The organism is Streptomyces narbonensis (assembly GCF_014649015.1).
GTDB lineage: Bacteria > Actinomycetota > Actinomycetes > Streptomycetales > Streptomycetaceae > Streptomyces > Streptomyces narbonensis.
Map to the genome: position 1 here is coordinate 399,809 of NZ_BMSF01000004.1, position 16,561 is coordinate 416,369.

The 16,561-nt window shown below is 71.4% G+C and carries 19 protein-coding genes; 8 read left to right on the forward strand and 11 right to left on the reverse strand.

What is annotated here, in order from left to right; all coding sequences use genetic code 11:
* Positions 1-230 precede the first annotated feature (230 nt).
* Together IE124_RS10370 and IE124_RS10375 are read right to left on the reverse strand one after the other, a co-directional pair.
* A complete protein-coding gene (locus IE124_RS10370) occupies positions 231-1,844 on the reverse strand; it encodes a hypothetical protein (RefSeq protein WP_306432388.1) in 1,614 nt (537 codons plus the stop codon).
* 233 nt (positions 1,845-2,077) lie between these two features.
* Positions 2,078-2,839 (reverse strand): TnsA-like heteromeric transposase endonuclease subunit, encoded by a 762-nt coding sequence (locus IE124_RS10375; protein ID WP_189507086.1) that lies wholly within the window; start codon positions 2,837-2,839, stop codon positions 2,078-2,080.
* Between the two features lie 302 nt (positions 2,840-3,141).
* On the opposite strand from IE124_RS10375, the gene IE124_RS10380 reads away from it, so the two are divergent.
* The 6 genes from IE124_RS10380 (at position 3,142) to IE124_RS10405 (ending at position 8,066) form a co-directional block, all read left to right on the forward strand.
* Positions 3,142-3,537 (forward strand): helix-turn-helix transcriptional regulator, encoded by a 396-nt coding sequence (locus IE124_RS10380; protein ID WP_189507088.1) that lies wholly within the window; start codon positions 3,142-3,144, stop codon positions 3,535-3,537.
* Positions 3,538-3,621: 84 nt separating this feature from the next.
* Positions 3,622-4,041 (forward strand): VOC family protein, encoded by a 420-nt coding sequence (locus IE124_RS10385; protein WP_189507090.1) that lies wholly within the window; start codon positions 3,622-3,624, stop codon positions 4,039-4,041.
* Positions 4,042-4,225: 184 nt separating this feature from the next.
* Positions 4,226-4,690 carry a DinB family protein gene (locus tag IE124_RS10390; protein WP_189507243.1) on the forward strand — a complete coding sequence of 155 codons (465 nt, stop codon included), beginning with the start codon at positions 4,226-4,228 and terminating at the stop codon, positions 4,688-4,690.
* Between the two features lie 148 nt (positions 4,691-4,838).
* A complete protein-coding gene (locus IE124_RS10395) occupies positions 4,839-5,324 on the forward strand; it encodes a MarR family winged helix-turn-helix transcriptional regulator (protein ID WP_189507092.1) in 486 nt (161 codons plus the stop codon).
* 100 nt (positions 5,325-5,424) lie between these two features.
* Positions 5,425-6,969: an MFS transporter gene (locus IE124_RS10400; protein WP_189507094.1), complete on the forward strand. Its 1,545-nt coding sequence runs from the start codon at positions 5,425-5,427 to the stop codon at positions 6,967-6,969.
* The gene (locus IE124_RS10405; protein WP_189507096.1) at positions 6,966-8,066 is read left to right on the forward strand and encodes a helix-turn-helix transcriptional regulator; all 1,101 of its coding nucleotides are present in this window, start codon (positions 6,966-6,968) and stop codon (positions 8,064-8,066) included. The genes IE124_RS10400 and IE124_RS10405 overlap by 4 nt, the downstream gene beginning before the upstream one ends.
* A gap of 9 nt (positions 8,067-8,075) precedes the next feature.
* Here the strand turns inward: IE124_RS10405 and IE124_RS10410 are convergent, their stop codons facing one another.
* A complete protein-coding gene (locus IE124_RS10410) occupies positions 8,076-9,323 on the reverse strand; it encodes a GNAT family N-acetyltransferase (RefSeq protein ID WP_189507098.1) in 1,248 nt (415 codons plus the stop codon).
* Between the two features lie 170 nt (positions 9,324-9,493).
* Complete coding sequence (locus IE124_RS10415; RefSeq protein ID WP_189507100.1) at positions 9,494-10,129, reverse strand: RsiG family protein; 636 nt, start codon at positions 10,127-10,129, stop codon at positions 9,494-9,496.
* A 129-nt stretch (positions 10,130-10,258) separates the two neighbouring features.
* Between IE124_RS10415 and dtd the strand changes: the two genes are divergently transcribed.
* On the forward strand, positions 10,259-10,684 hold the full coding sequence (gene dtd, locus IE124_RS10420; RefSeq protein ID WP_189507102.1) for a D-aminoacyl-tRNA deacylase: 426 nt from the start codon (positions 10,259-10,261) through the stop codon (positions 10,682-10,684).
* 40 nt (positions 10,685-10,724) lie between these two features.
* Here the strand turns inward: dtd and ygfZ are convergent, their stop codons facing one another.
* The 6 genes from ygfZ to IE124_RS10450 form a co-directional block, all read right to left on the reverse strand.
* Entirely contained in the window at positions 10,725-11,690 is a 966-nt protein-coding gene (gene ygfZ / locus IE124_RS10425) for a CAF17-like 4Fe-4S cluster assembly/insertion protein YgfZ (protein WP_189507104.1), read from the reverse strand.
* Between the two features lie 32 nt (positions 11,691-11,722).
* A complete protein-coding gene (locus tag IE124_RS10430; RefSeq protein ID WP_229832327.1) occupies positions 11,723-12,277 on the reverse strand; it encodes a Fur family transcriptional regulator in 555 nt (184 codons plus the stop codon).
* A 165-nt stretch (positions 12,278-12,442) separates the two neighbouring features.
* Positions 12,443-13,015 (reverse strand): heme-binding beta-barrel domain-containing protein, encoded by a 573-nt coding sequence (locus tag IE124_RS10435; RefSeq protein ID WP_189507106.1) that lies wholly within the window; start codon positions 13,013-13,015, stop codon positions 12,443-12,445.
* Between the two features lie 240 nt (positions 13,016-13,255).
* Positions 13,256-14,122: a hypothetical protein gene (locus IE124_RS10440; RefSeq protein ID WP_189507108.1), complete on the reverse strand. Its 867-nt coding sequence runs from the start codon at positions 14,120-14,122 to the stop codon at positions 13,256-13,258.
* Positions 14,119-14,910: a hypothetical protein gene (locus tag IE124_RS10445; RefSeq protein WP_189507110.1), complete on the reverse strand. Its 792-nt coding sequence runs from the start codon at positions 14,908-14,910 to the stop codon at positions 14,119-14,121. Before IE124_RS10445 ends, IE124_RS10440 begins: the two co-directional genes overlap by 4 nt.
* On the reverse strand, positions 14,907-15,650 hold the full coding sequence (locus IE124_RS10450) for a hypothetical protein (RefSeq protein WP_229832330.1): 744 nt from the start codon (positions 15,648-15,650) through the stop codon (positions 14,907-14,909). The genes IE124_RS10445 and IE124_RS10450 overlap by 4 nt, the downstream gene beginning before the upstream one ends.
* Before the next feature lie 211 nt (positions 15,651-15,861).
* Between IE124_RS10450 and IE124_RS10455 the strand changes: the two genes are divergently transcribed.
* Positions 15,862-16,224 carry a DsrE family protein gene (locus tag IE124_RS10455; protein ID WP_189507114.1) on the forward strand — a complete coding sequence of 121 codons (363 nt, stop codon included), beginning with the start codon at positions 15,862-15,864 and terminating at the stop codon, positions 16,222-16,224.
* 25 nt (positions 16,225-16,249) lie between these two features.
* Here IE124_RS10455 and IE124_RS10460 read toward each other — a convergent pair whose 3' ends face one another.
* Positions 16,250-16,510, reverse strand: a complete 261-nt coding sequence (locus IE124_RS10460) for a DUF3099 domain-containing protein (RefSeq protein ID WP_189507116.1) — start codon at positions 16,508-16,510, stop codon at positions 16,250-16,252.
* Between the last annotated feature and the right edge of the window lie 51 nt (positions 16,511-16,561).

The window sequence follows — 16,561 nt, forward strand, 5'->3', positions numbered from 1 at the left end:
CTGCTCCGGCCAGTGCAGGTGGACGACGGTGTCTCCTGCTGCCCGGGCGGCAGGCTCCTGCTCGGCCCGCGGAGCCGGACGGTCGGCGGCAGCGGTGTTGGCCTGGATGACGTCGCGGGCGTATTCGGTGCGCTGGGACTTCTTCAGGCGCGTCGGCCAGTGCGCGACCGGTGTGTGCAGGCCGATCATGTCGAGGAGAAGCGGCAGGAGTTCGGCGTCCGACCTCGGTTTCAGCCCCGCCTTCTGTGCCCGCTGCAAGAGGTCGCGCACCCGTGCGTCGCCGAAGGCCGGCGTCCTGCCCTCCGACGGGAGTCCGGTCCAGCGCAGCGGGTGCCATGCGTGGGTGAGCGGGTCCTGGAAGAACACGGTGCGGCGGTCACGGGGCTCGCGGTGGACGATCCACTGCCCTTTGCGTCTGCCGCCGCGGGTGGACCGCTGGTCACGGTAGCGATCCAGAGCCGGGCCGTCGTACCAGAGCCCACGGATTTCACTCCGCGACGGCCGTGGATCTTCGTCACCGAGTGCTGAGGCAGCAGCTGGTAGTAGAGCTCGGGCGAGGGGATCTCCATCGCGAAGCCGCCCTGGGCGAACGAGGCCGCGAAGAGCGAGTTCGGGCTGTGGTCGCCACCCGGGTCCCAACTCGGCGCGTACTCGCCCAGACGGCGCTGTTGCCACACCTTCACGATCCACGTCGCGATCACGTGCTCCATCTGCTCGATGGTCCACGTCGCGTCGCCTTCTGGGTCGGCCCCGCGATCGGCGACATCAACCCCGGTGTAGCCCAGGAGATGCTCGAACAGCAGAGACCGGATGCTGCCGAAGGCCCTCTCCACCACCTGCTTGTCCGTGGGACGCAGGACCCTGGAGGGGAGGATGTTGCAGCCGAGCACCCGCTGGACGTCGACAAGATGGTGATTGCGGTAGACCGACCCGTGGTCGGTGGTCACGGTCTCCGGGGCGAAGAACGGCAACCCGGCGACCTCGTAGCCGGCGAACTCGGCGACCGCGGCAGCAGGCAGCCCGGGATAGGGCCACTCCATGTCCTCGCCCCAGTCTGCCCGCATCGGCAGCGGCAGCATCACGTCCCGCAGCAGCATCGCCACGTCCACCGAGGTGTCGGAGACCAGGGTGAGGCGAAAAGCGCACAGCGAGTGCGTGTAGACATCCATGGCGAGAGTCAGGTGGACCTTCACCGGATCGCCGAACACTCCCTCCCGGACCATGACGGGCAGCACCGTGCTGTCCAGCGCCACCACCTGCCCGGGGCGGTGGACCACCACATGACCTGCCTTGGTGGGCAGCTGGGCCGAGCGCTCATAGCGCTGACGTGCCCCGCCCGGGCCGAACCACTCCTTCCAGACCCTCAGCAGGGTGTGATAGCCCGGGACCGCGGTGTCTCGGCCGAAGGTCTCCCGTACGTACTGGTGGATCATGGCCTCGCGGGTGCGGCCGTCCACCCGGGAGCGGTGCAGCGTCTCCGCCCGCACCGCGAAGATCGCCTCCCGGACCTCCTCACTGACGCTCGGATGCCCGCCGCTCTCCCGCAGCCATCGGTCGTCCGCGCAGCCGATCAGACCGAAGCGGCTGCGGTTCATCTCCCAACGGATCAGCGTGCGGTAGCCCACCTCCGCGAGGCCGAGCAGCTTCGCTTCCTCACGGGTCATGGCCTTGAGTTCGGCGACCTTCGCCAAGCGCCGCTCGGTCAGCGTGGTCGTCTCCGGGTCGTACTCGGGCTTCGGCTCCCCCGGCCCCGGCATCAGCGGGTCACCACTGCGGAACCCCGTCTTCACTTCCAGCAGATGAGCCACGCGCAGCTCGGCCAGCCGACGCCTGTCCGGCTTCAAGTCCCCCGCCGAAGCAGGCTGCCGACCACGGCCCGCCCCCGAGCCCGACGTCCGGGACGAAGGACGGCAGCGCTGGTGATTTACCAGGAAGCGGAACGTCAGGTGCTGCCTTGAACCGTCGGGCCCCACCAACTGGACCCGCCCGAGATGCGGTTCACGCCGCTCGACGATCCATTCGACGTCATCGAGCACCAGCCCGGCCCCGACGGACAGGTCCAGCGCGCGAGCGGTACTCACGACGACTCCGATCCGAGGACAACTGTGGAGCGATCCCCGAGAGGCCGGCCCAGATCGATGCCGACGCGGCGGTGCCACAGCAGGTGCAGCAGCTGGGCACGTGCGACCGGCTCGAACGCACTTCCCGCCGCAATCTCCCCGAAGGTCATCGCCGCACCGGATCCGGCGAGCAGGCCCGGCCTGACACCCAGCGGGTCCGCGAGCGGCCGACGCCTGGCCGACATCTCTTCCACCGCCATCAGCACGTACGGCTTCCACCGCGCAGCCACCGTGTATTGCCAGCCGCAGGCCAACGCCGCCTCAGCCGCCGCGGCGAAGGACTCTCGGTCCTCATCACCGATCAGATCAGCAGGGCGGACGTCGATCAACCAGATGCCCAGGCGGCTTACTACAAGGAAGTCGGGGGTGTGCCTGCGCCATCCGTCGACGGTACGGAACTTCAGCCGAAGCGGCTGTGAGAGGACCTCGACCACATCGCCGGCGAAATCCAGAACCAGCAGCAGCCCGGCTTCCTCCAGGCTCTCGAAGCCATGCAGGCGGCCGGTACTGACCATGTACTCAAGGCCGGGACGATGGCGCTGATCGCGCCGCCAGGTGAAGCCCCGCATCGGCCCCAGCTTGGTGACCGGAACGGCTGGCAGATCAGCCACCGCGCTTGTGACCTCGCCCCCGGCGTACCGCCAGGTAGCCGTCCACTGTCGCGTCCAGCCCTCGTCCAGGTCGAGCGTATGACGCCCCGAGCCGAGGGAGACCGGCACGAGCAGGTCTTCCCACCTACACGAATGCGACCACAAGGGCTCATGCGCCGCACCGTCAGCGGTCCGGGCGGGCAGCCTGCCAGATCCTTGAACGTCCGCCACGACTCCAGGGAAGCGAAGCCCGGCGTACGCCGTAGGCGATCTTCGGTACTGGTGACAACAAGACCGCAAACGATCTCAGCGTGACAAGAATCCTGCACTTCCAGTGACAACAATCCCGCTCACGCCGTCGTGAGAGCCGACGTCGGGAGGACTCCCATGTGACAACCATCGTGCTCAGTCACACGTGCGATGCTGGGAGCGTGAAGCTGGAGGACCTGGTGCGGTTGCGGCGGGCGCGGGACGTGATGGATCGCGACTACGCGCTGCCGCTCGACGTGCCGGCGCTGGCCAGGGTCGCGCTCATGTCGGCCGGGCACTTCTCCCGCAGCTTCCGGGCGGCGTACGGGGAGACGCCGTACAGCTACCTGATGACCCGGCGCGTCGAGCGGGCGAAGGCGCTGCTGCGGCGGGGCGACCTGAGCGTGACCGAGGTCTGCTTCGCGGTCGGCTGCACCTCGCTCGGCTCCTTCAGCTCGCGGTTCACGGAGCTGGTGGGCGAGAGCCCGAGCGCCTACCGGGCCCGGTGCCACGAGGCGGGTGCGGTGATCCCGGCCTGCGTGGCGAAGGTCCTCACCCGCCCGACCAGGAACGACTGAGCACGAACCTCTGAGCACTTCCGGCGCCGCAAGCGGTCACGATCGGAGAAGCGGATTCCGGACCGCCGCCGTAGCGTCGAAGCCATGAACAACGTCAGACTCTCGCAGTGCTTCATCGCCGTCGACGACCACGACAAGGCGCTCACCTTCTACCGCGACGCCCTCGGCCTGGAGGTCCGCAACGACGTCGGGTTCGAGGGGATGCGCTGGGTGACCGTCGGTTCGCCCGCGCAGCCGGACGTGGAGATCGTCCTCGAACCCCCGCTGGCCGACCCCAACGCGTCCGCCGCCGACCGCCAGGCCATGGCGGAACTGCTCGCCAAGGGCATGCTGCGCGGCGTGATCTTCTCCACGGACGACGTCGACGCCACCTTCGAGCACGTCAGGGCGGCCGGCGGCGAGGTGCTGCAGGAACCGGTCGACCAGCCGTACGGCGTCCGCGACTGCGCCTTCCGTGACCCGGCGGGCAACATGCTCCGCTTCTCCCAGCCGCGCAAGGGCTGACCGCTTCCCTCCCCGAGCCCCCGCGTGCAAGCGTGCCGGGAGGTCAACAGGGAGGGATCACTTGACAGTTGAGACGCATTCACCGGAAGCGGCGGGCCCTCGGCGGCGCGCGGACGTCCTCGAAGAGGCGGCGCACGCGGGGCCTCGCCGCTTCACCCGTCCCGCGACCGGGGACGAGCGGCAGATGCTCGCCGGCTTCCTGGCGGACCAGCGCGCGACGCTGGTCCTGAAGTGCGCGGGCATCACTAACGACCTGGCCCACCGTGCCGTCGAGCCGTCCACGCTCTCCCTCCTCGGCCTGGTCCGCCACCTCGCCGACGTCGAACGCCACTGGTTCCGCGAGATCCTCGCCGGACAGGCCGACGCGACCCCGCTCTTCTCCTCCCCCGCCGACCCGGACGGGGACTTCGACGGAGCGACCTCCGACCCGGCGGCCGTCACGGCGGCCTGGGACGCCTGGCGCGCGGCCGTGGACTTCGCCGAACGCTTCGCGGCGGAGGCCCCCGACCTCGACGTCTCGGCCCACGACGCCTGGCGCGGAACGGTCTCCCTGCGCTGGGTCCTCATCCACATGATCGAGGAGTACGCCCGCCACAACGGTCACGCCGACCTCCTCCGCGAACGCATCGACGGCACGACCGGTGTCTGAGCGCCACCCACCCGGCCCGGACCGCGTGAGCAGCGCTCACCAGGCCGGGTCGGGTGCCGCGCGGCGACCCACGTCCGGTCTGCCCCGGCCCGAACTCATCCACTTCCTTACAATCCGCCACGGATCGAGTTTGGTTACCCTGGCAGACATGACAGCCATGGCGCCCACCCGCACCGAGCCCGACCTCTCCTACCTCCTCGACCACACCAGCCACGTCCTGCGCACCCGCATGACGGCCGAGCTCGGGGAGATCGGGCTCACGCCTCGCATGCACTGCGTCCTCGTGCACGCCCTGGAGGAGGAGCGCACGCAGGCGCAGCTCGCCGAGATCGGGGACATGGACAAGACCACGATGGTCGTGACCGTCGACGCACTGGAGAAGGCCGGGCTCGCCGAGCGGCAGCCGTCGAGCACCGACCGGCGGGCGCGCATCATCGCCGTGACCGCGGAGGGGGCGAAGGTCGCCCAGGAGAGCCAGAAGATCGTCGACGGGGTCCACGAGAAGACCCTCGGCTCGCTGCCCGACGAGGAGCGCGAGGCCCTGCTGCGCGCCCTGAACCGCCTGGCCACCGGCCACCTGGAGACCCCCGTCGAGAGCCCGAGGACCGCCCGCCGGGCGCGCCAGCGCGGCTGACCGCGGAAGGACCGCACAAGTCCTCCCGTAAAAAATAGTCCGCAACAAAACCATCTGCTAACGTCTCTCCTGTTGCCTCCACCGAACAGGAGAGAGAGCCATGTCCACGCCTGCCGCCACCCGCCCCAGCACCTCCCGACACCTCGCCCTCGGCGTCCTCGCCACGAGCATGCTGATGACCGTCCTCGACGGCAGCATCGTCACCGTCGCGATGCCCGCGATCCAAAGCGACCTCGGCTTCACCCCCGTCGCCCTCAGCTGGGTCGTCAACGCCTACCTCATCGCCTTCGGCTCGCTCCTCCTCCTCGCCGGCCGCCTCGGCGACCTCATCGGCCGCAAGCGGATGTTCCTCCTCGGCACAGGCCTCTTCACCGCCGCCTCGCTCCTCGCCGGCGCCGCCGCCTCCCCCGAGGTCCTGATCGCCGCCCGCTTCCTCCAGGGCGTCGGCAGCGCGATGTCCGCGGCCGTCAGCCTCGGCATCCTCGTCACCCTCTTCGCCGAACCCCGCGAACGCGCCAAGGCCATCGCCGTGTTCAGCTTCACCGGCGCCGCCGGCGCCTCCCTCGGCCAGGTCCTGGGCGGAGTCCTCACCGACGCCCTCGCCTGGAACTGGATCTTCTTCATCAACCTCCCCATCGGCGTCGCCGCCCTCCTCCTCGCCCTCCCCGCCCTGCCCGCCGACCGTGGCCTCGGCCTCAAGGCCGGCGCGGACGTCCTCGGCGCGCTGCTCGTCACCTCCGGCCTGATGACCGGGATCTACGCGGTCGTCACCATCGAGGAGTACGGGGCCGGTTCGGCGCACACCCTCGGCCTCGGCGCCCTCGCCGTCGCCCTCCTGGCCGGCTTCCTCGTCCGCCAGACGAAGGCCGCCACCCCGCTCATGCCCCTGCGGATCCTCCGCTCGCGCAGCGTCTCCGGCGCCAACCTGGTCCAGATGCTGATGGTCGCCGCGCTCTTCTCCTTCCAGATCCTCGTCGCCCTCTACCTCCAGAAGGTCCGCGGCTACGGCGCCGCCGAGACCGGCCTCGCGATGCTGCCCGCCGCCGCCGTCATCGGTGTCGTCTCCCTCGGCGTCTCGGCCCGGCTCATCGCCCGCTTCGGCGAGCGGAACATCCTCCTCACCGGCCTCCTCCTGCTCGTCGGCGTCCTCGGCCTGCTGACCCGCCTCCCCGTCGACGCCGACTACACCACCGACCTGCTCCCCGTGATGCTGCTCGCCGCCGGCTTCGGCCTCGCGCTCCCCGCGCTCACCTCGCTCGCCATGTCCGGCGCCGAGGAGAAGGACGCGGGCCTCGCCTCCGGCCTCTTCAACACCACCCAGCAGATCGGCATGGCCCTCGGCATCGCGGTCCTCTCCACCCTCGCCGCCTCCCGCACCGAGTCGCTCACGGCGGCCGGCCGAACCACCGCCGAGGCCCTGACCGGCGGCTACCACCTGGCCTTCGCCGTCGGCACCGCGCTCGTCCTCGCCGCCCTGGCGGTCGCCTTCACGGTCCTGCGCCCGGCCAAGACCCCGACCACCGACACCACCACCGGCCCGACCACCGACACCACCACCGGCACCACCGACACCACCACCGGCACCACCACCGACACCACCACCCCGGACTCCGAGCAGACCCCCAGGATGACAATGGCCGCATGAGAGCCGACCGACTCGTCGCCGCCCTGCTCTTCCTCCAGACCAGGCAACGCATCACCGCCGCCGAACTCGCCGCCGAACTGGACGTGTCCGAACGGACCGCCCGCCGGGACCTCGAAGCGCTCGCGAGCGCCGGGGTCCCGGTCTATTCGCAGGCCGGCCAGGGCGGCGGCTGGTCCCTGGTCGGCGGCGCCCGCACCGACCTGACCGGCCTCACCGCCCCCGAGGTCCGCGCCCTGTTCCTTCTCACCGGCCCGGACACCGCCGCCGCGAGCACGGACCCGCGAACCCGCACCGCCCTGCGCAAGCTCGTACGGGCCCTCCCCGCACCCCTCCGCGAGGGCGCCGAGGCCGCCGCCCGCGCCGGGACCTCCGACGGCACCGACTGGACGGGCGCCGACGCGGAGGAAACCCAACTGGCGCCCCTCCAAAGGGCCGTGATCGAGGAGCGCGAGCTGCGCATCGGCTACGCCCGCCCCGGCCGCGCACCGAGCGAGCGGACCGTCCACCCCCTGGGGATCGCCACGAAGTCCGGCACCCGCTACCTCGTCGCGGACACCGACCGCGGCCTGCGCACCTTCCGCGTCGACCGGGTCACCTCGGCGACCGAGACCGGCGCCCCCGCCGTACGCCCGGAGGGCTTCGACCTGCCCACCGCCTGGCGCACGCTCGCCGCCCGCATGGAGGACCGCATGGTCGCCGCGACGGTACGGGGCCGGGCGGCCCCCGGCACCGAACCGCTCCTCGAAGGCCTCCTCGGCGCGCGGATACGGTACGGGCACCCTGCCCCGGACGGCTGGACCCCCGTCGAGATCGACGGCCCCACCCCCGAGGTGATCGCCGCGCAACTGGCGGGCCTGGGAGCCCGGGTGGAGCTCCTCGACCCCCCGGAGACCCGCACGGCCCTCGCCCGCATCGGCGCCGAACTCACCGCGCTGTACGGCGCCCCGGCCCCGGCACCGACACAGGCACAGGCACAGGCACAGACACCGACACCGGCACCGGCACAGGCACAGGCACAGGCACCAACACCGGACACTCCGGAAGCTCCGGAAGCTCCTCCACGCGCACCGGTGCCGGCCGCGACACCGCCCGGGTGAGCCGCGGACTCAGAAGATGTCGGGCGAGAACGGCCGCAGCGGCGTACGGAACAACAGGTCGGCGCGGGCCGCGGCGCCCGGGGTGATCTCGTCCACGCGGCCGAGGCGGGCGAGTCGTACGGCCGACTCGTCACCGAAGGCCAGCGTCCCCAACTCCGCTATGTCGAAGGCGAGATCGACGGAGTCGCTGGTGGTACGGACGCAGCTCGCGCCCGCCGGGGAGGCGTCGAGGCGGTAGCGCCCGCCCGACAGGCCGGCCGTGTCCCGCAGGTCGAGGACGAGGCTGCCCTCCACCGGATACGTCCGGCTCTCCAGGACCTTGACCACGTCCAGGACCCGGACCCACAGCATGTCCACGTAGGTCAGCGTCTTCGCCGCCCGCGGGTCCGGAAGGAGCAGCGGCAGCATCTCGTCGGGCGCCCGGTAGCCGGAGCGGACCGTGGTGATCCAGTCGATCGAGCAGACGTACTGCCAGAGGGCGCGCTCGGCGGCCGGGGTGACGGCGATCAGGTCCCGTACGGACGCGGTGTTCACGGGCTGCTTGGCGTCGTCCCACTTGTCGTCGGCGGTGTAGGCGACGTACCCCTCCACCTCACCGGAGTCGGAGCGGTAGACCGCGTAGAACGGCTCCGTCCACGGGTCGAGCTGGTACCCGAGACCGGTGCCCTTCTCCCAGCCGCGCGTGGTGCGGTCGGTGACCCCGGCGCGGACCCCGGCGAGCCTGCGGTACACCTCGGGGCCGATCTTGCGGATCTCCTCGCCGTCGGCCAGGTCGATCCGGCCCCCGCCCTCCGGGCGTCCCGTGCGCCGCGGGTCGAGGCCGGCCCGCCGTACGTCCACGCTCCACTCGGTGGTCCAGCTCGCCGGGCCGAAGCCGTACCGCCCGTAGATCGGGTACTCGGCGGCGATCAGCGTGGCGATCGCGTCGCCCCGCTCCTTCGCGGCGGTGAGGTCGGTGGCCATCATGCGGCTGAGCAGCCCCTGACGCCGGTGCGTCGGGGAGACGGTGACCTGGGTGACGGCGTCGGCGGTGAGGCTGCCGCCGCCGACCGTGCTGACCTCCTGCCGGAACGACCGGAAGGTGGCGACGATCCGGTCGCGGTCGAAGGCACCCTGCGTCCGGGGGAGGTCCACGTTCGCGAGGCGGTCGGCGACCAGTTCGTCGGTGACGCGGGGCGGTCGGAGGAACCCCGTCTTCAGGGCGAGGAGCCAGCCGGGGAAGTCGGATTCCGTCACCGCGCGCACGTCGACACTCATCCCCCGACCCTACGCAGCACCGCCCCACGACCGCACCCGGGTTTCGGGGCCGCAGCCCGGCGGCCCCTCAGGGTCGGGGGCCCGCCCGGCGACCCGGCCTGATGGGGTCGGGTGTCCCACCGCCTCCCGGAGGCTGCCTCCCCCAGGCCGTATCCCTCAGGCCGCATCCCTCAGGCCAGCAGGTCGTCGACCTGCGCCTCGCCCTCGCGGTAGCGGCGGGCGATCTCGCCGCTGCAGTCGTCCGCGGTCCGCTGGAGGTGCTGCCGGCGGCGCGAGATCTGCTGCTCGTACCCCGCGAGCCGCCCCATCGCCGTGTGCAGCTCCTCGTCCGTGCGGGCCGTGAGGTCCGACAGCTCGACCTCCGACAGCATCTCGGCCGCCAGCCGCCGGTACTCGTCGCCGCGCGGGGTCGACATCGTCACGTGCCGGGCCGAGCTGCGGTGCCGCGAGGGCACGTCCGCGAGGATCTCGGAGAGCCGGTCGAGGACCGGGGCCTCCGGATCGGTCCGCCGCGCCAGCTCGGCCCGCAGGATGTCGATGCGCCCCTGGAGCATCCGCCGTACGTAACTCAGGTCGGCCTCGTCGCTCTGCGCCTCGCGCCGCAGCGCGCGCAGTTCGGGCAGCCGCAGCGCGCCGAGGTCCGGCCGCGCCCGGTCCGCGAGGGCGGACTCCGCGCTCCGCTGCACGGGTGGGCGCGATGTGATCGGGCTGCCGCCCACGCCTCCGCCGGGGCTTCGCCCCACGCTTCCGGCTCGGAACAGCGGTACGGGGCCGGACGGTGTCGGCCCGGTGCCAGGTGCACTCATGAGAATCGTCCCCTCGACCGGTGCGGAGCCGCACCGCCTGACAGGCATCGTGCCACTCCCACCCGGGCACGTGCAGGCGCTCTGCACCCGTTCGGCCCCTTACTGTTCCCGGCCGGTACGTTGGGACGCATGCGAGCTGTGGTGCAGAGAGTGGACGGCGCGAGCGTCGTCGTCGCAGGGGAGACCGTCGGAGAGATCGTCGGCGAGGGGCTGTGCGTCCTGGTCGGCGTGACCCATGACGACACCCCCGAGAAGGCGGCCCAATTGGCCAGAAAGCTCTGGTCCGTCCGGGTGCTCGACGACGAGAAGTCGTGCTCCGACGTGAACGCGCCGCTGCTCGTCATCTCCCAGTTCACCCTCTACGGAGACGCCCGCAAGGGCCGCCGCCCCACCTGGAACGCCGCGGCCCCCGGCCCGGTCGCCGAGCCCCTCGTCGACGAGGTCGTCGCGCAGCTGCGGAAGCTGGGGGCGCACGTGGAGACGGGCCGCTTCGGAGCGGACATGCGCGTCTCGCTCACGAACCACGGCCCGTTCACCGTACTGCTGGACGTCTGAGCACCGTCGGACGCCCGAGCACTGCCGGACGTCCGAGCACCTACGGCTCGACGACCGTCTCCTGCGCGGCCGCCGTGTTCCCGGCGAGCAGCGGCGCGTCCACCGGGACGTTCCGCTTCACCAGGGCCAGGGCGATCGGGCCCAGCTCGTAGTGGCGGACGGCGCTCGTCACGAAACCGAGCTGCCGGCCCTCCTCGCCGTCGGCGGCCAGCCGGACCGGCGCGCCGTGCGCGGGCAGCAGCACCTCGCTGCCGTCCAGGTGCAGGAAGACCAGGCGGCGCGGCGGCTTCCCCAGGTTCTGCACGCGGGCGACGGTCTCCTGGCCCCGGTAGCAGCCCTTCTGGAGGTGGACGGCGCTGCCGATGAGGCCGACCTCGTGCGGGATGGTCCGGTGGTCGGTCTCGAAGCCGAGCCGCGGCCGGTGACCCTCGACGCGCAGCGCCTCGTACGCGAGGACGCCGGCGGCCGGGCCGTGCGAGGCCGCGAAGGACTCCAGGTCGGCGCGGGCCAGGAACAGGTCGCGGCCGTGCGGGGTCTCCCGTACGACGGCGCCTTCGGGGACCTCGGCGATGGAGCCGGCCGGGAGGTGGACGACGGCGATGTCGTCCGTACGGTCGGCCACCTCGACGCGGTAGAAGAACTTCATCGACTCCAGGTACGCGATGAGCTCGTCCCGCGTCCCCGGCTCGACGTGCGCCCACACGGTCTCGCCGTCGTCGACGAGGTAGAGGGCGTGCTCGATGTGCCCGTTCGCGGAGAGGATGAGCGCCTCGGTCGCCCGCCCGGGCGCCAGGTCCGTCATGTGCTGGGTGACGAGCAGGTGCAGCCAGCTCAGCCGGTCGTCACCCGTGACGGCGACGACACCCCGGTGGGAGAGGTCGACGAAACCGGAGCCGTCGGCGAGGGCGCGCTGCTCGCGGAACAGATCGCCGTAGTGGGCGGCGACGCCTTCGTCGCGGCCTTCGGCGGCGACGGCGCCGGGCAGGGACAGCAGGGGGCTCTTCATAGGAGCCAGCCTACGACTCGCCGAGCCGGACCTTACGTCCCGGTGGCCGCGGCCGTCCCGGCCGCTCCGGTAACCCCGGCCGCCCCAGTGGCCCCGGTGACCCCGGCCGCCCCAGTGGCCCCGGTGACCCCGGCGCCCGAGGCGCCCCCGGCGTCCGCGGCCTTCCGTACGCACTCGGCGCACCGGCCGAAGATCGCGAAGTGCTTCATGTCCGTCTCGAAGCCGAAGGTCTCGCGGAGCTTCCCGGTGAAGTCGGCCGCCACCTCGACGTCCGCCTCGATGACCTCGGAGCAGTCACGGCAGACCAGGTGCAGGTGGTGGTGCCGGTCGGCGAGGTGGTACGTCGGGGCCCCGTGCCCCAGGTGCGCGTGGCTCACAAGACCGAGCTCCTCCAGGAGCTCCAGGGTCCGGTACACGGTGGAGATGTTCACTCCGGAGGCCGTCTTGCGGACCTCCGCGAGGATGCCGTCCGGGGTTGCGTGCTCCAGCCTGTCCACGGCCTCCAGGACAAGCTGGCGCTGCGGGGTCAGCCGGTAGCCGCGCTGCCGCAGATCGCTCTTCCAGTCGGTGCTGTCGGTGGTCACCACGCCTCCCAGTGTAGGAGTCACGGCCCCGGACCGAACCGGCCGTCCGGTCACCGGTCCACAGCCCCGATGCCATGGCCCCTCCCGACGCCACTCCGGGCCCACCGATCGACAGTCGGTGGGCCCGGAGGAGGAAGGCGTGGGGTCGCCCTGAGAGCGATGACCGGTCTAGCGGAAGAAGGCGATGCCGTCGTCCGGCAGGTCGCCGAGGTTACGGGCCATCTCCGCGACCTCCTCGGGCGTCACGACCTTCTTCAGGTGCGCCGACATGTAGGGGCGGAGCGGGACCTCGGGGGTCGCCTTCTCGCCGACCCACATGAGGTCGCTCTTGACGTAGCCGTAGAGGCGCTTGCCACCGCTGTACGGGTCGGCGGCCTCGGTCCGGGCGACGGCGTCCGTCGCGAGGTCGATCTGCGGCTTCTGGTCGGCGAGCTCGCCGTACCAGATCTCGACGATGCCCTGGTCACGGACCATGACGACCTCGACCTGACGGTTCTTGTCGATGCGCCAGTAGCCGCTCTCGCTCTCCAGCGGACGGACCTTGTTGCCGTCGTTGTCGAGGACCCAGGAGTGCGAGTGGTACTCGATGAAGTCCCGGCCGTCGTGGCTGAAGGTCACGGACTGGCCGAAGTTGCACTTCTCGGCGCCGGGGAAGTCGGAGACGCCCGCGCCCTCCCACGTACCGAGCAGGAACGCGAGGGGGACGAGGTCCGGGTTGAGGTCGGACGGGATCTCGATCATGAGCAGCTCTGGCGTTCTCTAGAAGTGGTTAGCGCTGGCCCTGGTACAGCTTCTTCACGGCCAGACCGGTGAAGGCGAGCACGCCGACACAGACCAGGGCCAGCAGAGCTTCGAAGAAAATGATCACGGGGTGCTCCTCGACTGAGCGGTGAAGGCGTAACGGGCCGGACCCCAGCTTAGTGGGCGGGGGCCCGGCCCACTCTGTGAGGTGGGTCTAGCAACGCGGCGTCACGGCCGGGCTCAGCCGAGCAGCTGCGCCTGGAGGACGACGGTCTGCCGGAAGGGCACGGTGAGCGCCCCGCCCTTCCGGGTCTGGGTGACCACCCCGAGCGTGTCGCCTGCCGAGATGTGGGCCCAGCGGGTCTCCTCCGGACCGTGCGGCTTCTTCTCCCCGTACGCGTACGCCGTCACGTCCGGCACCTGGACGTCTCCCGACACCCCTTCGAGGATCTCGCCCTCGGCCACCCCGACGGGCAGCGCCTCGTCCGTCTCGCCGGACTTCAGGGCGTCGCCCCTGAACTGGTCGGCGTAGCCGACGGAGGAGAACTTCAGCAGGAGGACGCTGGTCCTCGTGCCGTCCGGCATCGTCCAGGCACGGCCCGTGACGTGGCGCAGGGCCGTGTCGGCGAGGGCCTGCTTCACCCGTGCCCGCTGCTCCTCCCCGTACCCCGCGAGGAAGGCGTCCTCGGAGACCCAGCCGCCGTTCACCTTCGGGTCGACGGTGGCGCCCGCGGGGGCGGGCAGCAGCAGCTGCCGCACGTCGGCGTAGTGGATCTCGGCCTCGTTGCCCGCGGTGAAGGGCCGCGGCCGGTCCGCCGGGAGGGCGGGCAGCCGCAGCTTCGGGTACTCCCAGCGGCCGTCGCTCTCGGTCGCGAGACCGGGCACCTCGGTCCGGTCGAGTGCGGTGATCCCCATCGCCGTACCGGCTCCCACGCCGCCGCACACGGCGACGGCGGCCGTCCAGCGGGCGATCGCCCACAGGACGCGGCGGGTCCGACCAGGGGCGGTCGGGGTCGGGTCAGCGGAAGGGACCTCCTGCGCCTGGGCGAGGAGGGGAGGCTCCGGGGCCGGAGTCGGCGCCGTCGTCTCGGTCAGCGGCTCGGTCATACGTACTCCCCCGGGGACTCGATGTGGCTGAGCTGCTTCTCCAGGAGGTCCGCCACGGCCCTCCTGTGGTGTTCGTCGGCTCCGGCCGACGAAGCGGAGACCAGGACCTCGCCGTCGTACGCCGAGCAGGTCAGGCCCCTCAGCCGGTCGTCCCACTGCTCCTCGTCCTCGGGGTCCGTCGGCTTCGGGGGATCGGGCAGCACGAAGCAGGCGGTGTTCTTCGCGTGGTCCTTGATCTTCGGCCCCTTGGCGAGGTCGAGGACCTCGGCCAGGTCCTTCTGCGTCTCGAAGAGCTGCCGGACCGACTTCTTGTCCTTCATGCGCAGGACGAACACCTCGACGTGGAGGAGGTTGTCCCGCGAGGCGTACGAGCGCATCGCCATGCCCTTGATGCCGAGCTTGTCGATGCTCTTCTCGTACGCGCGGCGCTCCTTGCCGTAGAAACCCTTGTTCGTCCGCTTGAGGACGGCGACGGCCTCCTCGGCCGAGACCTCGTGGTCGTTGCCCTCCCCGTCGATGTCCGCCCCGAGCGCGTAGCCGTCCGGAACGGGCAGCAGGAGCTTGCTCAGCGGTGTGGAGCCGCGGCCCCTGTCGAAGCCGGCGGCGGGGTCCGCCGGGGTCGCGGTCGCGGTCGGATCCGCCCAGGCCACGGTGGGGGCGGTCCGGTCGGCGCCGTCGACGGTGACGGCGGTGTACGCGACACCGCCGCCGACGGCCCCGAGCACCAGCACCCCGGTCAGCACGTTCGCCAGGATCCGGCGTTTGCGGTTCACGGTCTTGTCGGTCACAGGCGCTCCAGCTGCCGCTCGGCCAGAGAACGAATCTCCTTCTCGGCGATCTTCCGTTGGTCGGACATGAGGATCTCGATCGCGATGTCCCCGCGCTGGATGAAGGCCCGGGCCTGGTGGTAGTCCAGGTATCCCGCCCTGCGGTGCACCGGGTAGACGAAGTACCGGCCGTTGCCCGAGCCCTTCACCTCCACACCCTCGGCGCCGGCCCCGAGCTCGCGCGTCGCGATGAGCTGCTGGCCCTCCACGTAGTCCTGAGCGCCGATCAGCGAGCCGGGGCGGTACTGGATGAGGTTGATCGTGACGGACTTGAGCTCGCCCGTCCGCCATGAGCGCGTCGCGATGCGCCGGATGCCCGATTCGAGCTGTTCCTCCAGCGCTCCGCCAGGACGGGTGAAGTCCGTGACGTACTCCGGCAGCGACTGCCATCCGTCCACGCCGTCGGCCCGCGCACCCTTCGGACGCGGCAGGAGCAGCTTCCGCAGATCGCCGTTCGCCTTCACCTGACGGTCCTCTGCGGCGGAGAGCGGCTCGGGCTCCTGCCCCTTCGGGAGCGGCTTCGGGTAGGCGAGATCCGGCTGGTTCAGCGCGGGCAGTGGCGTCGGTTCGCGCTCGGCCTGGATGCCGTAGCCGGTGGCGGTGCCGCCGACGAGGCCGAGGACGGCGGCCACGGCGATCAGCCCGACCGTACGGAGGGCACGGCGGCGCGGTCGTACGGTCGGCGGTGTGTCCGGGGACACATCCTGCGCGTCGTCCCGTCGGGAGACCGGAAGAGACGGTTCCGACCCGGACTCCGGCTCCGGCGGTGGTGCCGTATCCGGATTTTGGACACTTTCTTCGATGCTCAAAAGTCCCCCCACGAGACCTGAAGCGCGGATTCCGTCACCCGCGCACCCAACTGACACACCAGAGGCGCAGGGGGTTGCAGCGCCGCGCATTACAGTTCGGCATATGGCGAAGAAGCTCGTGATCAAGGTGACCGCAGGGGCCGACGCCCCCGAACGCTGCTCCCAGGCCTTCACGGTGGCCGCCGTCGCCGTCGCCAGCGGCGTCGAGGTGTCGCTGTGGCTGACCGGCGAGTCCTCCTGGTTCGCCCTCCCGGGCCGCGCGGCCGAGTTCGAGCTGCCGCACGCCGCGCCCCTGCCGGACCTGATCGACTCGATCCTGGCGGCCGGCCGCGTGACGCTGTGCACGCAGTGCGCGGCCCGTCGCGAGATCACGGAGGAGGACGTCCTGGACGGCATCCGCATCGCGGGCGCGCAGGTCTTCGTCCAGGAGGCCATGGCCGACGGGACGCAGGCCCTCGTCTACTGAGGACGGGCAGGTACCGCTCCGCCCCCTAGGACCTGCGCTTCTTGCCGTCGAGTTCGTCCCACCACTCGTCCGACTTCGGGTCCCCGGAGGGGTCGTCCCACCAGCGGTCCTCCGGGCCCCGGCGGTTCGCGACCATCGCGGCGACCGGCGGGATGACCATGGCGACGACGCACATCCCGATCGCCACCGGCATCGAGAAGAGCCGCACGACGGCCCAGGCGCCCACGAAAAGCACCAGGCAGGCGCCCATCATCCAGAAGTAGACGTGACGACGGCGTGCGTACACACCTTCAGCGTACGTCCGGGCAGGGCGAGAGGGCGCAGCGAAGAGAACAGA

Bases quoted from the DNA above. Each gene is read 5' to 3' on its own strand.
- ygfZ (WP_189507104.1), bottom strand. From the start codon at position 11,690: ATGAAGAGCCCCCTGCTGTCCCTGCCCGGCGCCGTCGCCGCCGAAGGC.
- IE124_RS10385 (WP_189507090.1), top strand. From the start codon at position 3,622: ATGAACAACGTCAGACTCTCGCAGTGCTTCATCGCCGTCGACGACCAC.
- dtd (WP_189507102.1), top strand. From the start codon at position 10,259: ATGCGAGCTGTGGTGCAGAGAGTGGACGGCGCGAGCGTCGTCGTCGCA.
- IE124_RS10395 (WP_189507092.1), top strand. From the start codon at position 4,839: ATGACAGCCATGGCGCCCACCCGCACCGAGCCCGACCTCTCCTACCTC.
- IE124_RS10435 (WP_189507106.1), bottom strand. From the start codon at position 13,015: ATGATCGAGATCCCGTCCGACCTCAACCCGGACCTCGTCCCCCTCGCG.
- IE124_RS10440 (WP_189507108.1), bottom strand. From the start codon at position 14,122: ATGACCGAGCCGCTGACCGAGACGACGGCGCCGACTCCGGCCCCGGAG.
- IE124_RS10410 (WP_189507098.1), bottom strand. From the start codon at position 9,323: ATGAGTGTCGACGTGCGCGCGGTGACGGAATCCGACTTCCCCGGCTGG.
- IE124_RS10455 (WP_189507114.1), top strand. From the start codon at position 15,862: ATGGCGAAGAAGCTCGTGATCAAGGTGACCGCAGGGGCCGACGCCCCC.
- IE124_RS10405 (WP_189507096.1), top strand. From the start codon at position 6,966: ATGAGAGCCGACCGACTCGTCGCCGCCCTGCTCTTCCTCCAGACCAGG.
- IE124_RS10415 (WP_189507100.1), bottom strand. From the start codon at position 10,129: ATGAGTGCACCTGGCACCGGGCCGACACCGTCCGGCCCCGTACCGCTG.
- IE124_RS10390 (WP_189507243.1), top strand. From the start codon at position 4,226: ATGCTCGCCGGCTTCCTGGCGGACCAGCGCGCGACGCTGGTCCTGAAG.
- IE124_RS10400 (WP_189507094.1), top strand. From the start codon at position 5,425: ATGTCCACGCCTGCCGCCACCCGCCCCAGCACCTCCCGACACCTCGCC.